Source organism: Nocardioides sp. (genome assembly GCF_035703625.1).
Taxonomy (GTDB): Bacteria; Actinomycetota; Actinomycetes; order Propionibacteriales; family Nocardioidaceae; genus Nocardioides.
Genome location: NZ_DASSXS010000019.1, coordinates 1 through 13,351, shown reverse-complemented (window position 1 = coordinate 13,351; position 13,351 = coordinate 1). Strand labels below are relative to the sequence as shown.

The following is a 13,351-nucleotide window of genomic DNA, read 5'->3' as shown; positions in this document are numbered from 1 at the left end:
CGGCGGTCAGCCTCCGCTCGTCGTTGATGATGTCGCGCAGGTGCTCGGTCGCGCCCGCGTGCGAGCGGTCGAGCAGGTCCTGCAGCCGGCTGAGCTCGTCGTCCGTCTCCAGCATGGGAGGGACGCTACGCCGCCGCAGGCGCCTGAGGCAGCAAGAGCAGCGGCCCTCAGTGGGTGGGGCCGGACTCCTCGGCACGCTTGAACGACGCACGCACCTCGGCCTCGGCCTCGTCGCGACCGACCCACTCGGCCCCCTCGACGGACTTGCCGGGCTCGAGGTCCTTGTAGACCTCGAAGAAGTGCTGGATCTCGAGGCGGTCGAACTTCGAGACGTGGTTGATGTCGCGCAGGTGCTCCAGCCGCGGGTCGTGGGTCGGCACGCACAGCACCTTGTCGTCGCCGCCGGCCTCGTCGGTCATCCGGAACATCCCGATCGCACGGCAGGCGATCAGGCAGCCCGGGAACGTGGGCTGCTGGAGCAGGACGAGCGCGTCGAGCGGGTCACCGTCTTGGCCGAGCGTCTTCTCGATGTACCCGTAGTCCGCGGGGTAGGCCGTCGAGGTGAAGAGCATCCGGTCCAGCCGCATCCGTCCGGACTCGTGGTCGACCTCGTACTTGTTGCGCTCACCCTTCGGGATCTCCACGAGTACGTCGAACTCCAGCACGTCTTTCCTCCACCCTCGTCACACGTCAGGTCTCTTCGTCGGGCCCGGGCCGGGTCCGGGGACCAGTCTCGCGCACAATGGGCCGGAACACGCAGCCGAAAGGGGCAGCAGGTGGGCAGAGGTGACCGACGCCACGGTCGTGGCGCTGTCGGGCGCTGGTTTCCCTTCCTCCTCGTCCTCGCGATCCTCGCCGGCGCCGCGGCGGCGTACCGCTACGACCTGGGGGCTCGCTGGCTCGGCACCGGGGAGCCGGACCCGGCCACCGAGCCGGCCGCCGTCGAACCCCCTTCCGGGCTGGAGCTGCCGGCCCTCACCAGGCCCGCCGACGTCGCGACCCCGGTGCCGGCCGCAGGCGCCCTGGCTCCGGCCAAGGTGCGGCGAGCGGTCGGCCCGTTCCTCCGCGACCGGGACCTCGGGAGGTCCGTGCACGTCGTGGTCGCCGGCATGCAGGGCCCGCCGGCGCTGTCGGTGGGCGCCGGCCCGGCCATGCCGGCCTCGACGACGAAGCTGCTCACGGCGGCCGCGGCGCTCGACGTGCTCGGCCCCGGCCACGAGTTCGAGACCACGGTGGTCCAGGACGGACCCGGCCGCGTCGTCCTCGTGGGCGGCGGCGACCCCTTCCTCGAGCGCCGACCGGTCCAGGACTGGCCGCGTCGCGCCGACGTCGCGACCCTGGCCCGGCAGACTGCCGCGGCGCTCGACCGGCGTGGGCGCGGCAGCGTGCGCGTCGCCTACGACGACTCGTTGTTCTCCGGGCCGGCCGTGAACCCGAGCTGGCCGCAGGACTACGTGCCGGACGCCGTCGTGTCGCCCATCACCGCGCTGTGGGTCGACGAAGGGGTGGACCCGTCGGGCTTCGGGCGGGTCGCGGATCCGTCGGCGGATGCCGCGGCCGAGTTCGTTCGTGCGCTCGAACGAGCCGGGATCCGGGTCGTCGGCACACCGGTGCCGCACCGCTCGCAGTCGCGCGACCGGGTGCTCGCGCGGGTCACGAGCGCCCCCGTGGGCCAGATCGTCGAGAGCGTGCTCGAGCTCAGTGACAACGAGGGTGCCGAGGTGCTGGCCCGCCACGTCGGGCTCGCGGTCTCGGGGAAGGGTTCGTCGGCCGCGGGTTCCGACGCCATCCTCAGCACCCTGCGCGGACTCGGCGTCGGCACGGCAGGCGCCGTGCTGTACGACGGCAGCGGGCTGTCCCGCAAGAACCGGATCGACCCGGACACCCTCATCGATGTGCTGCGGGCCGCCGCCGGCGAGGACCACCCCGACCTGCGTGCCGTCGTCACCGGGCTGCCGGTCGCCGGGTTCACCGGCTCGCTGGCCTTCCGGTTCGTCGACGCTCCGGTGCCCGGGCGGGGCCGGGTCCGCGCCAAGACCGGGACCCTGACCGGGGTCAGCGCGCTGGCCGGCGTGGCCACCGACCTCGACGGCGTACCGATGGTCTTCGCGCTGGTCGCCGACCGGGTCAGGCTGCTGGACACCCTCGATGCCCGGGAGGCCCTGGACGACATGGCCGCGGCTCTCGGCGCCTGCCACTGCGCCTCCTGACGCCCGCGGGATTCCGTGGTTCGGTAGCGACCGCCACGTAGGGTCGCCACATGAGCGCACAGATGGTGGACTGGGACCTGGCGGTCGCGATCGGGTCCCGGGTCGCCGGGGAGGGCCCCCAGGTCACCCGCGAGGTCGCCGACCAGGTCGTCGAGGAGCTCCGGGCCGATGCGGACCGGTCCACCGGGCTGGTCCGCGAGTTCACCGGGCTGGTCGCCGAGGAGCGCTCGGCTCCGGTCCTCGCCGTGGACCGGCCGGGCTGGATCCGGGCCAACGCCGACGGCTTCGCGACCGTGCTCGGCCCGGTCGTGGACAAGCTGTCCGAGAAGAAGGGGCCGCCGAGCGGGCTGTCCCTCGCCATCGGCTCACGGGTGACCGGTACGGAGGTGGGCCTGCTCCTGGGCTTCCTCTCCAGCAAGGTGCTCGGTCAGTTCGACCCGTTCTTCGAACCCTCCGGCCGGCTCCTGCTGGTGGCGCCCAACATCGTGCACGTCGAGCGGGAGCTCGCCTGCGACCCGACCGACTTCCGGCTCTGGGTCTGCCTCCACGAGGAGACGCACCGGGTGCAGTTCACCGCCGTCCCCTGGATGCGCGCCCACCTGTTCTCCGAGATGAACGCCATCGCCGACACGATGGAACCGGGCAAGCTGCTCGACGACGTCGTCGGGCGACTGTCCCAGGCGATCCGCGGGGACGGCAGCCTGCTCGACGTCCTCGGGTCGCCGGAGCAGAAGGAGATCGTCGACCGGGTCACCGGCGTGATGTCCCTGCTCGAGGGCCACGCAGATGTCGTGATGGATGGCGTGGGGCCCACCGTGATCCCCTCCGTCGCGGACATCCGGCGCAAGTTCGACCGACGGCGCAAGGGCGTCGGAACGCTCGACCGGTTGCTACGCCGGCTCCTCGGCCTGGACGCCAAGATGGCGCAGTACCGCGACGGCGCCCGCTTCGTCCGCGGGGTGGTGGACAAGGTCGGCATGCACGAGTTCAACGCGGTCTGGGAGTCGCCCGCCAACCTCCCGACCAAGGCCGAGATCGCCGACCCCTCCGCGTGGGTCGGTCGGGTCCTCTAGCCGGATGGGACCGCACCCCGCGGTCGCGGCCGTGCGGCTCGCCGTACGCCGCACGCTGGTCGCGCTCCCGGGCGAACCCAAGGTGCTGGTCGCGTGCAGTGGCGGCGCCGACTCGTTGGCGCTGCTGTCGGCGACGGTGTTCGAGACCCGGAGCCGGCCCGGCCGGGTGGTGGGCGTGACCGTCGACCACGGCCTGCAGGAGGGGTCGGCCGAGCACGCCGACCGCGTGGTGGCCCAGATGGCGCGGATGGGCGCCGACGAGACGGCCGCCGTCCGGGTCACCGTCGATCCTGGCGGCAGGGGAGTGGAGGCCGCGGCCCGTGAGGCGCGGTACGCCGTCCTCGAGGAGGTCGCGTCGCGGATGGGCTCCCGGACCGTGCTGCTCGGGCACACCCTGGACGACCAGGCGGAGACCGTCCTGCTCGGGTTGACCCGCGGCTCCGGCGGCCGGTCGATCGCCGGCATGAGACCGGCGTTCGACTGCTTCCACCGGCCGCTGCTCGCCCTCACCCGCCAGGAGACCGAGGAGGCGTGCCGGGCCGAGGGGCTCGAGTTCTGGAGCGACCCGCACAACGCCGACCCGCGCTTCACCCGCTCCCGGATCCGGCACCGGGTGATGCCGGTGCTCGAGCAGGAGCTGGGGCCGGGAGTCGCCGCCGCCCTGGCCAGGACCGCCGGTCAGCTGCGACCCGACATGGAGGAGCTGGACCGCCAGGCCGAGGAGCTGCTGCTGGCGGCGCGGGATGCCGAGGGCCTCGTCCTGGCCCGGCTCGACGGGCAGCCCGAGCCCGTCCTCGGACGGGTGCTGAGGCTGGCCTCCCTGGATGCGGGGGCGCCCGCGTCGGAGCTCTTCCACGTCCACGTCGAGGCCCTGCGCGGCCTGCTGCGTGGGTCACTGCGCGGCGACGTGCAGCTGCCGGGCCACCTGACCGCCTACCTCGGCGAGGACCACCTCCGCTTCCGCCGGACCTCTGTGGAATCCTGAGCGACCATGGATGCCGCCCACGTCGAGTCCGACCTCGTCAACGTGCTCTACACCGAGAAGCAGATCCAGGACCGGCTCGCCGAGCTGGCCCGGGAGATCGAGGTCGACTACGAGGGCGATGACCTGCTGATCGTGGGCATCCTCCGCGGGGCCGTCATGGTCATGGCCGACCTCGCCCGCAGCTTCACCCGCCACCTCGAGATGGACTGGATGGCGATCTCCTCCTACGGCTCGGGCACGAAGTCGAGCGGCGTGGTCCGGATCCTCAAGGACCTCGACACCGACATCACCGGGCGCCACGTGCTGATCGTCGACGAGATCATCGACACCGGTCTCACCCTCTCCTGGCTGACCTCGAACCTGACCTCGCGAGCGCCGGCCAGCGTCGAGATCTGCACCCTGCTCCGCAAGCCCGAGGCCCTGCAGATGCCGGTGGAGGTCAAGTACGTCGGCTGGGACATCCCCAACGAGTTCGTGGTCGGCTACGGCCTCGACTACCGCGAGCGTTACCGCAACCTGCGTGACATCGGCACCTTGGCGCCGCACGTGTATTCCTGACCGAGCCGACGTCGGCTGGGACGCTGCGCACTTTCCGGGCCACGAGTTCGTGGTCGGCTACGGCCTCGACTACCGCGAGCGTTACCGCAAGCTGCGTGACATCGGCACCCTGGCGCCGCACGTGTATTCCTGACCTGTCACCACCGGCCCCCACCTGCGACAATGGGAATTGCCGCGACGTGTACCGTCGTAGGTTCAAAGATTCGTCCGTGACGTCAGGTGCGCACGGCCGGAACGACACGCTCGAGAGAAGCCTGTGAAGCGCATATTCAAGGGTCCCTGGCTGTGGAGCCTCCTCGCCGTCGTCGGCGTGCTCCTCGCCCTGCAGTTCTTCGTCGCCACCGACGAGTACGACGAGATCTCCACGTCGAGGATGAACGACTACATCGCCGCCGGCGAGGTGTCGGAGATCAAGTTCATCGACGGTGACCAGAGGATCGAGGCCGTGCTCGACTCCGGCGTCGAACGCGACGGCGGGTCGAAGGTCAGCACCTACTGGCTCAGCGAGACCCAGGACGAGATCGAGCAGGCAGTCGCCGAACAGGTCGACGCCGGCGAGATCGAGAGCTACACGACCGAGGTGGCGCAGCCCAGCGTCGTCGGCTCCATCCTCAGCATGCTGCTGCCACTGCTGATCATCATCGTCGTCTTCCTGTGGCTGATGAACAGCATGCAGGGAGGGGGCGGCCGCGGCATCATGCAGTTCGCCAAGTCCAAGGCCAAGCTGATCACCAAGGACATGCCCAAGACCACCTTCACCGACGTCGCCGGGTGCGAGGAGGCGATCGAGGAGCTCGGTGAGATCAAGGAGTTCCTGCAGGAGCCGGCCAAGTTCCAGGCGGTGGGCGCCAAGATCCCCAAGGGAGTCCTGCTCTACGGCCCGCCCGGCACCGGCAAGACCCTGCTGGCCCGCGCGGTCGCCGGCGAGGCCGGTGTGCCGTTCTACTCCATCTCCGGGTCCGACTTCGTCGAGATGTTCGTCGGCGTGGGCGCGTCCCGGGTCCGCGACCTGTTCGAGCAGGCCAAGGAGAACGCCCCGGCGATCGTGTTCATCGACGAGATCGACGCCGTCGGCCGGCACCGCGGTGCCGGCATGGGTGGCGGCCACGACGAGCGCGAGCAGACCCTCAACCAGCTCCTGGTCGAGATGGACGGCTTCGACGTACGAGGCGGCGTGATCCTGATCGCCGCGACCAACCGGCCCGACGTCCTCGACCCCGCCCTGCTCCGGCCCGGTCGCTTCGACCGGCAGATCCAGGTCGACGCGCCCGACCTCAACGGCCGGCACCTGATCCTCAAGGTCCACTCGCGTGGCAAGCCGATGGCCTCCGACACCGACCTCCTGAGCGTCGCTCGCCGTACCCCCGGCTTCACCGGAGCCGACCTGGCCAACGTGCTCAACGAGGCCGCCCTGCTGACGGCCCGCCAGGACCAGAAGCTGATCGGCAACGAGTCGCTCGACGAGGCCATCGACCGGGTGATCGCCGGGCCGCAGCGCAGGACCAGGCTGATGAGCGAGAAGGAGAAGCTGATCACGGCCTACCACGAGGGCGGCCACGCCCTCGTCGCCGCCGCGCTGCCGGGGACCGACCCCGTGCACAAGGTCACGATCCTGCCGCGCGGCCGGGCGCTGGGCTACACGATGGTGCTCCCCGACGAGGACAAGTACTCCCAGACCCGTTCCGAGATGCTCGACAAGCTCGCCTACATGCTCGGTGGCCGCGCGGCCGAGGAGATGGTCTTCCACGACCCGACCACCGGCGCCGGCAACGACATCGAGAAGGCCACCGAGCTCGCGCGCGCCATGGTCACCCAGTACGGCATGACCGAGCGGCTCGGCGCGATCCGGCTCGGTGAGGGCAACTCCGAGCCGTTCCTGGGCCGCGACCTCGGCCACGCCCGCAACTACTCCGAGGACGTGGCGGCCGTCGTCGACCAGGAGACCAAGAAGCTCCTCGCCGCGGCCCATCAGGAGGCCTTCGACATCCTCGAGGAGAACCGCGACGTCCTCGACAACCTGGTCCTGGAGCTGCTGGACCAGGAGACGCTGGACAAGGCCGAGGTCGCGCGCATCTTCGAGCCGCTCCGGCTGCGCGGCGTCCGCCCCGCCTGGACCGGCTCCCCCGACCGCAGCCCGTCCGCCATCCCGCCGATCGAGATCCCGCAGGAGATCCGCGACCGGGTCCGGGTCAACGGCGCACCCGGAGCCGAGGAGGGCGAGGGTGGCGTCGTGATCACCCCACCGGGAGCCGGCGGCGACGTGCACGGCGACCCGGGACTCGGGGCGCCGCCGAGCGACCCACCGGCCCCTCCCGGACCCGACAGCTGAGCCATGACCGATCCGATCAGGCTGCCGGAGCGCACCGGGGCCATCCCCCGGTTCGACCACGCCCGGGCCGAACGCGCGATCCGTGAGCTGCTGATCGCGATCGGTGAGGATCCCGAGCGCGAGGGGCTGAAGGACACACCGGCGCGGGTCGCCCGCGCCTACGCCGAGCTGACCTCCGGCCTGCGGCTGGAGGCCGAGGACGTCCTCACCACGACCTTCGACCTCGGCCACGACGAGATGGTCCTGGTGCGCGACATCGAGCTGTGGTCGATGTGCGAGCACCATCTCGTGCCGTTCACCGGGGTCGCCCACGTCGGCTACATCCCCGCCGAGAGCGGGAAGATCACCGGACTCTCCAAGCTGGCCAGGCTGGTGGACCTCTACGCCAAGCGACCCCAGGTCCAGGAGCGCCTGACCACCCAGGTGGCGGACTCGATGATGGAGCTGCTCGAGGCGCGCGGCGTGATCGTGGTCATCGAGGCCGAGCACCTCTGCATGACCATGCGCGGGGTCCGCAAGGCCGGCGCCCGGACCATCACCTCCGCGGTGCGCGGCGTGATGCACAACGCCGCCACCCGCTCCGAGGCGATGGCGCTGATCCACCGGAACAGCTGATCCCGGCGATGCTCCCTCGGCTGCCGCGACTGATGGGGATCGTCAACGTCACGCCCGACTCCTTCTCCGACGGTGGCCGGTGGGCCGACCCGGAGGCCGCGATCGAGCACGGCCGGCGGCTGCTGGCCGACGGGGCCGACATCCTGGACATCGGGGGCGAGTCGACCCGCCCCGGGGCGACCCGCCCACTAGTCGAGGAGGAGCTCGGTCGCGTGGTGCCGGTGATCTCCGCGCTCGCGGCGACCGGTGCCGCCGTGTCCGTCGACACGATGCGGGCCGAGGTCGCCCAGGCCGCGATCGACGCGGGGGCCTCGATCGTCAACGACGTGTCCGGAGGTCTGGCCGACCCCGCCATGCTCCCGGTCGTCGCGGCCTCCGAGGCGACGTACGTCGCGATGCACTGGCGGGCCCACAGCGACCGCATGCAGGACTTCGCGTCGTACGACGGCCCCGGCGGCGTGCTCGCCGCCGTCCGCGAGGAGCTCTCCGAGCGGGTCGGGGCGATGCTGGACGCCGGCATCGAGCGCCCGCGGATCGTGCTCGACCCCGGCCTGGGGTTCGCCAAGCAGGGTGAGCACAACTGGGAGCTGCTGCGGGGCCTCGACGGCCTGGCGGAGCTGGGGTTCCCGATCCTCGTCGGCGCCAGCCGGAAACGGTTCCTGGGCGCTCTCCTCGCCGCGCCCGACGGCACCCCCCGCGGCGTCGACGAGCGCGAGTACGCCGGCGCCGCGCTCACCCTGCTCCTGGCCCAGCGGGGAGTGTGGGGACTTCGGGTCCACGACGTCCGCGCGAGCCGCGACACGCTGCGGGTGCTGGCCCGCATGACGGGCTGCCATGAGTGAGATCCGACCCGCCGAGGGGCCGCTGGACGAGCTGACGATCCAGGGCATCGAGTGCCATGGGCACCACGGGGTCTTCGAGTTCGAGCGCGCCCAGGGACAGGTGTTCGTGGTCGATCTCACCCTCGGTCTGGACGTCCGGGCGGCGGCGGCCTCCGATGACTTGCGTGACACCGTCGACTACGGGAGTCTCGTCATGCAAGTGAAAGCAGCCGTGGAGACGGACCCGGTCGACCTGATCGAGACCCTGGCGGAGCGCATCGCGGACATCTGCCTGTTGGACGACCGCGTGGGCTGTGCCAAGGTGACGGTCCACAAGCCGACCGCCCCCATCCCAGCGACGTTCGCGGACGTCGCCCTGACGATCACCCGGAAACGCGAGGGCCGACCGTGACTGAGACTCCGAACCCGCACATCGTCGACACCGACACCCTCACCGGTGAGATGCGCCCGATCCGCCGAGCGGTGCTGGCGCTGGGGTCGAACCTCGGCGAGCGGATGGCCAGCCTCCAGGGCGCCCTCGACGCGATCGCGGACACCCCGGACGTGTGGATCACGGGCGTCTCCCCGGTCTACGAGACCGAGCCGGTCGACTGCCCCGAGGGCTCCAAGAACTTCCTCAACGCCGTGGTGCTCATCGACACCGCGCTGTCCCCTCCCCGCCTGATGGAGCGGGCGCTCGCCATCGAGGACGCCTTCGACCGGATGCGCAGCGAGGTGCGCAACGCGCCCCGCACGCTCGACGTCGACCTGGTCGTCGTGGGCGACCGGCACAGCGACGATGAGTCGCTGCAGCTGCCGCACCCGCGAGCCGCGGAGCGTGCCTTCGTCCTGCAGCCGTGGTACGACGTCGACCCGGAGGCGGTCCTGCCCGACGCCGGACCCGTGGCCGACCTCCTCGAGCAGGTCGACCGCAGCGGCATGACGCTGCGCGAGGACCTCACCTTCGACGTCTAGTCGCTGGGGAGCGACCTCCGCCAGTGAGCACCGACCCCGCTGACGACGAGCAACCGCCCGGGGGGCACCTGCGCCCCACGTCGCCCGGCCTCGTGACCGCCTGGGGCGTGGCGGGGCTGCTCGGGGGATGGGTGCTGCACCCGGTGTCCGAGCGGGTCAACGGCACCGCGCCCGTGGTGACGTGGCTGCAGCCGATCGCGCTCTTCCTGGTCGCGGCCATCGTCGGCGGGGCGGCCTGGGCGACCTGGCGGACCGTCCAGGTCCGCCGCGAGTGGCTCGAGCCGCAGCAGGCCGTCAACCGGCTCCTGCTCGCCCGGTCCTGCGCCCTGGTCGGTGCGCTGGTGGCCGGTGGCTACCTCGGCTACGCCGTCAGCTGGGTCGGGGTCGACTCGGCGCTGGCCGCCCAGCGCGGGTGGAGATCGCTGGCGGGAGGTGCCGCGGGCATCCTGATCGTCGTCGCAGCGCTGCTCCTCGAGCGAGCGTGTCGCGTCCGTTCGGAGGACGAGCACCCCTAGCCTTGCCCCATGTCTTCCCCACAGGCTCGTCGACGACAGCGGAGCACCAGGCTCACCGTCGCTGTCGTACTGATCGCTCTCGCGGCGCTGGCAGTTGCCGGCGCCGTCTTCAGCCATTCGTGGTTCCTGACCGCGACCGCTGCCGTCCTCGGGGTGGTGCTCGGCGCCGCTGCCACCCGCATCACCCACTCCGAGCTCCTGCAGACCCGGCGCGACGCCGCCCGGGACCGGGCCGAGCAGGCTGACGCCTACCGCGCGCTCACGGTCACCCGCACCGCCGAGCACGCGGAGTTCACCGCGACCATGCAGGCGCGGCTGGACGGGCAGGCGACGGCGCTGGCGGAGCTGGAGGTCGCCCTGGGCTCGGCCCAGAAGCGGGCGGCCGAGGCGACCCGCCGGCTCAACGCCGAGGCCCGGCGGGCCGAGCTGGCCGAGCGTGAGGGCCAGGAGGTCTCGACCCGGCTCGAGGAAGCGGAGCGTCGTGCCACCGAGGCGACCCTGCGGGTCTCCGAGCTGGAGCTGAAGATCGACGCGCTGCAGGCCGAGCTCACCGCCTGGGAGGCCATGCCAGAGGTACGACGGCACGCCTGACCCGGTACCGGTGGCGGATCGCTGGCAGAATCACGTTGTGATCATCCCCGAAGGCAGCCGATTCGAGAGCGACCCCGAAGAGGTCCTGCCGAGGATCTCGTTGCCCGACGACTGGACGGTCGGTCAGCCCGACCCTGCCGACCCGGCGGATGTCGACCGGCTGACCCACCTGCTGCGGGCGCACGAGCGCCACGGCCGCGGCTGGGCCGGGGCCTCGGTCGACGACGTGCTGGTCGAGGTGTCCGAGCACGGGCTGCGGATGCGCGAGAACGTCGTCCTGCGTGACGGCGACGGCGAGATCCGCGCCTGGGGCAGCGTCCACGACCGCTCCGTCGGCCGGATGCTCTTCGTCCACATCGTCGAGCGCGACCTGCCCGAGGAGCTGGCGGACACCTGCTCCGACATCCTGATCGAGTGGGCGGTCGGACAGGCCCAGGAGGTCGGGCGCGCCCGCGGGCTCGAGGTCCAGCAGATCGACACCGGCGCCTTCGCCGACGACGAGCGCCAGCACGCCTGGCTGGCGCGGTGCGGCTTCGACCGGGTCCGGACCTGGTGGCAGATGAGCCGCCCCGTCAGCCCCGACGAGGCCGGCCTGGTGGAGTCACCCGACCACTGGGAGGAAAAGGGCGTGGTGTTCCGGCTCGTACGCCGCAGCGGCAGCGGCAGCGGGATGCCGGACGAGAGCGACCTCCGTGAGGTCCACGAGGTGCTCGAGGGCGCCTTCGTCGACCACTTCAACTCCAGCGAGGAGACCTTCGAGGAGTTCCTGTTCCGGCTGCGGGAGGATCCCGGCCACCGGTGGGACCACTGGTGGCTGGCGGAGCTCACTGACGACGAGACGCCGCAGCCCGTGGGCGCCCTGATCGGGACCGTGTCGGAGAGCGCCAACGGGCCGGACGGCTCGTACGTCTCCTACCTCGGCGTCCTCGAGGCCGCGCGGGGCCGGGGCGTGGCCAAGGGGCTGCTCCGCACGATCATCGCCGACGCCGCGGCCCGCGGTCGGGACCGGGTCGGGCTCGAGGTCGACGCCGACTCGCCGACCGGCGCGGCCGGGCTCTACACGTCGATGGACTGGAAGACCAAGTACGTCACCGAGTCCTGGCACCGCGACGTGCCGGTCCCCAGCTGACGCCGACCCGCCCGAAACTTTCGGGCGGGTCAGGGGGTGAGCAGCTCGGCGGGGAGCCCCGGCTCCTCCGCGAAGGGGTGCTCGACCACCTCGCGGTCGCCAGCCCTGCGCCGGGGCAGCCCGCCGGGATGCCGGTCGATGAAGTCGATCATCACGGCCAGGTCCGAGCGCCGTCCCTGACAGACCAGCCAGCCCATCAGCCGCTGCCGCAGGGGGAGCGTGGTCTGCTCGAAGGGGACCGTGGCGGGGTTCCAGAACTCCGTCGTACCGGCGCGCAGCAGCTCCCAGTACTCGTCCGAGCAGCCCGGAACCGCCCGGAAGTACTCCCACATGTCGATCGGCAGCACCCGCCCGAACCACACCTCCTGGGTGGGCCCGCCGGTGCCGGCACGCACCGTCTCGGTGCTCCAGCGCTTGGTGAGCAACCGGTCGGAGAGGTCGCGCACGTCGTCCCTCTGCTGGCTGATCGAGCTCCCGTCGGAGCGCACCCGCCACAGGTACACCGGCTCGGAGAGGACGTCGATCGCGTCCGCCGCGATGAGAGCCCGGGTCATGGCGGGCTGGTCCTCGTAGCGAACGTCCTCCGGGAAGGACAGGTCGGCGGCGTCCCAGAACGACCGGCGGAACACCTTGTTCCAGGCGAACACGTCGGCCAGCACCAGCGGGGCCTCCTCGATGCCGACCCCGAGCCGCGGGCGCTGGTGGTTCTCCCGCATCAGCGGGGTCATGAACCTCTCGCCATCGCGCAGCCGCTCCACGGCCCCGATGCTGAGATCGGACCCGGTGCGCTCGAGCGCCCCGACCATCGCCGCGTAGGCGCCCTCGACGAGGAGGTCGTCGCTGTCGGCGAAGGCGAGGTAGGTGCCGGTGCTCCGGCGCACCCCCTCGTTGCGGGCGGCGCCGAGCCCGGAGTTGGCCTGGTGGACCACCCGCACCCGCGGGTCCTCCGCCGCGAACCGGTCCGCGATCTGGCCGGTCGCGTCGGTCGAGCCGTCGTCGACGACCACGACCTCGAGCGCGGCGTGCGACTGGCGCAGGATGCTGCGCAGGCAGTCGGCGAGATAGTCCTCGACGTCGTACGCCGGGACGACGACGCTCAGCAGCGGGGAGGTGGCGTCGGGCGACTGACGTCGACGCCGGCTGAACATGGACGGAGTCTACGGAGGGTGCAACGGGCCCCGCTGCCGTGCCGAGACAGTCGGCTTCGTCACATCGGCACATGGTTCCGCCGGGGCGTGACTCCCGCGTACATTCGGAGTTGTTCAACGAAGCAACGTCCGGTACCCACACCGGCCCTGAACGCAGGGCGTCGGAGGGACGGGAACGAAAGGTTCGATCATGAGCAGCAGCACCCCTGCGCCCGCGTGCGGGTACCGCATCGGCGTCATCGGTGCGGGCCGGGTCGGCGGGGTCCTGGCCGCGGCCCTCCGCGAGGCCGGACACGAGATCGTGGCGGCCGCAGGTGAGTCCGACGCCTCCCGTCACCGGATCGCCGACCTGCTGCCCGGCGTACCGAACGAGAAGCCGACCGCGGTGGCCCGCGCCTGCGA

At 71.7% G+C, this 13,351-nt stretch carries 15 protein-coding genes and 1 pseudogene; 14 read left to right on the top strand and 2 right to left on the bottom strand.

The genetic code is table 11. The features are described from left to right. Nucleotides 1-167: 167 nt before the first annotated feature. Entirely contained in the window at nucleotides 168-662 is a 495-nt protein-coding gene (locus VFN12_RS00980; RefSeq protein ID WP_325116668.1) for an inorganic diphosphatase, read from the bottom strand. 114 nt (nucleotides 663-776) lie between these two features. Here VFN12_RS00980 and dacB point away from each other — a divergent pair, with 114 nt between their 5' ends. From dacB to VFN12_RS00915, 13 genes and pseudogenes are all read left to right on the top strand, one after another. Continuing rightward, nucleotides 777-2,210: a D-alanyl-D-alanine carboxypeptidase/D-alanyl-D-alanine endopeptidase gene (dacB, locus tag VFN12_RS00975; protein ID WP_325116667.1), complete on the top strand. Its 1,434-nt coding sequence runs from the start codon at nucleotides 777-779 to the stop codon at nucleotides 2,208-2,210. 50 nt (nucleotides 2,211-2,260) lie between these two features. Further along, nucleotides 2,261-3,283 carry a zinc-dependent metalloprotease gene (locus VFN12_RS00970; RefSeq protein WP_325116666.1) on the top strand — a complete coding sequence of 341 codons (1,023 nt, stop codon included), beginning with the start codon at nucleotides 2,261-2,263 and terminating at the stop codon, nucleotides 3,281-3,283. A gap of 4 nt (nucleotides 3,284-3,287) precedes the next feature. After that, the gene (gene tilS / locus VFN12_RS00965) at nucleotides 3,288-4,268 is read left to right on the top strand and encodes a tRNA lysidine(34) synthetase TilS (RefSeq protein WP_325116665.1); all 981 of its coding nucleotides are present in this window, start codon (nucleotides 3,288-3,290) and stop codon (nucleotides 4,266-4,268) included. Between the two features lie 6 nt (nucleotides 4,269-4,274). Continuing rightward, nucleotides 4,275-4,826 (top strand): hypoxanthine phosphoribosyltransferase, encoded by a 552-nt coding sequence (hpt, locus tag VFN12_RS00960; protein ID WP_325116663.1) that lies wholly within the window; start codon nucleotides 4,275-4,277, stop codon nucleotides 4,824-4,826. A 43-nt stretch (nucleotides 4,827-4,869) separates the two neighbouring features. Next, nucleotides 4,870-4,959 (top strand): annotated as a pseudogene (locus VFN12_RS00955) (hypoxanthine phosphoribosyltransferase); the annotation flags it as partial. 123 nt (nucleotides 4,960-5,082) lie between these two features. Then, on the top strand, nucleotides 5,083-7,155 hold the full coding sequence (gene ftsH, locus VFN12_RS00950) for an ATP-dependent zinc metalloprotease FtsH (protein WP_325116662.1): 2,073 nt from the start codon (nucleotides 5,083-5,085) through the stop codon (nucleotides 7,153-7,155). A gap of 3 nt (nucleotides 7,156-7,158) precedes the next feature. Further along, nucleotides 7,159-7,770 carry a GTP cyclohydrolase I FolE gene (gene folE / locus VFN12_RS00945; protein ID WP_325116661.1) on the top strand — a complete coding sequence of 204 codons (612 nt, stop codon included), beginning with the start codon at nucleotides 7,159-7,161 and terminating at the stop codon, nucleotides 7,768-7,770. Between the two features lie 8 nt (nucleotides 7,771-7,778). Beyond that, nucleotides 7,779-8,612 (top strand): dihydropteroate synthase, encoded by an 834-nt coding sequence (folP, locus tag VFN12_RS00940; RefSeq protein WP_325116660.1) that lies wholly within the window; start codon nucleotides 7,779-7,781, stop codon nucleotides 8,610-8,612. Further along, nucleotides 8,605-9,003, top strand: a complete 399-nt coding sequence (folB, locus tag VFN12_RS00935; RefSeq protein WP_325116659.1) for a dihydroneopterin aldolase — start codon at nucleotides 8,605-8,607, stop codon at nucleotides 9,001-9,003. The genes folP and folB overlap by 8 nt, the downstream gene beginning before the upstream one ends. Then, nucleotides 9,000-9,566: a 2-amino-4-hydroxy-6-hydroxymethyldihydropteridine diphosphokinase gene (gene folK / locus VFN12_RS00930; protein WP_325116658.1), complete on the top strand. Its 567-nt coding sequence runs from the start codon at nucleotides 9,000-9,002 to the stop codon at nucleotides 9,564-9,566. The genes folB and folK overlap by 4 nt, the downstream gene beginning before the upstream one ends. A gap of 23 nt (nucleotides 9,567-9,589) precedes the next feature. After that, a complete protein-coding gene (locus VFN12_RS00925) occupies nucleotides 9,590-10,081 on the top strand; it encodes a DUF3180 domain-containing protein (RefSeq protein WP_325116657.1) in 492 nt (163 codons plus the stop codon). Nucleotides 10,082-10,090: 9 nt separating this feature from the next. Beyond that, nucleotides 10,091-10,672, top strand: a complete 582-nt coding sequence (locus tag VFN12_RS00920; protein ID WP_325116656.1) for a hypothetical protein — start codon at nucleotides 10,091-10,093, stop codon at nucleotides 10,670-10,672. Nucleotides 10,673-10,709: 37 nt separating this feature from the next. Further along, a complete protein-coding gene (locus VFN12_RS00915; protein WP_325116655.1) occupies nucleotides 10,710-11,801 on the top strand; it encodes a GNAT family N-acetyltransferase in 1,092 nt (363 codons plus the stop codon). Between the two features lie 29 nt (nucleotides 11,802-11,830). On the opposite strand, the gene VFN12_RS00910 is transcribed toward VFN12_RS00915, so the two are convergent. Then, on the bottom strand, nucleotides 11,831-12,949 hold the full coding sequence (locus VFN12_RS00910; RefSeq protein WP_325116654.1) for a glycosyltransferase family 2 protein: 1,119 nt from the start codon (nucleotides 12,947-12,949) through the stop codon (nucleotides 11,831-11,833). A 190-nt stretch (nucleotides 12,950-13,139) separates the two neighbouring features. Here VFN12_RS00910 and VFN12_RS00905 point away from each other — a divergent pair. Beyond that, the coding region (locus VFN12_RS00905) for an NAD(P)-binding domain-containing protein (protein WP_325116653.1) at nucleotides 13,140-13,351 on the top strand (212 nt) is incomplete at its 3' end.

What these genes read in the sequence shown, in the direction of transcription:
- VFN12_RS00970 (WP_325116666.1), top strand. Translation starts at nt 2,261, where the DNA reads ATGAGCGCACAGATGGTGGACTGGGACCTGGCGGTCGCGATCGGGTCC.
- hpt (WP_325116663.1), top strand. Translation starts at nt 4,275, where the DNA reads ATGGATGCCGCCCACGTCGAGTCCGACCTCGTCAACGTGCTCTACACC.
- tilS (WP_325116665.1), top strand. Translation starts at nt 3,288, where the DNA reads ATGGGACCGCACCCCGCGGTCGCGGCCGTGCGGCTCGCCGTACGCCGC.
- VFN12_RS00910 (WP_325116654.1), bottom strand. Translation starts at nt 12,949, where the DNA reads ATGTTCAGCCGGCGTCGACGTCAGTCGCCCGACGCCACCTCCCCGCTG.
- VFN12_RS00920 (WP_325116656.1), top strand. Translation starts at nt 10,091, where the DNA reads ATGTCTTCCCCACAGGCTCGTCGACGACAGCGGAGCACCAGGCTCACC.
- folB (WP_325116659.1), top strand. Translation starts at nt 8,605, where the DNA reads ATGAGTGAGATCCGACCCGCCGAGGGGCCGCTGGACGAGCTGACGATC.
- folE (WP_325116661.1), top strand. Translation starts at nt 7,159, where the DNA reads ATGACCGATCCGATCAGGCTGCCGGAGCGCACCGGGGCCATCCCCCGG.
- folP (WP_325116660.1), top strand. Translation starts at nt 7,779, where the DNA reads ATGCTCCCTCGGCTGCCGCGACTGATGGGGATCGTCAACGTCACGCCC.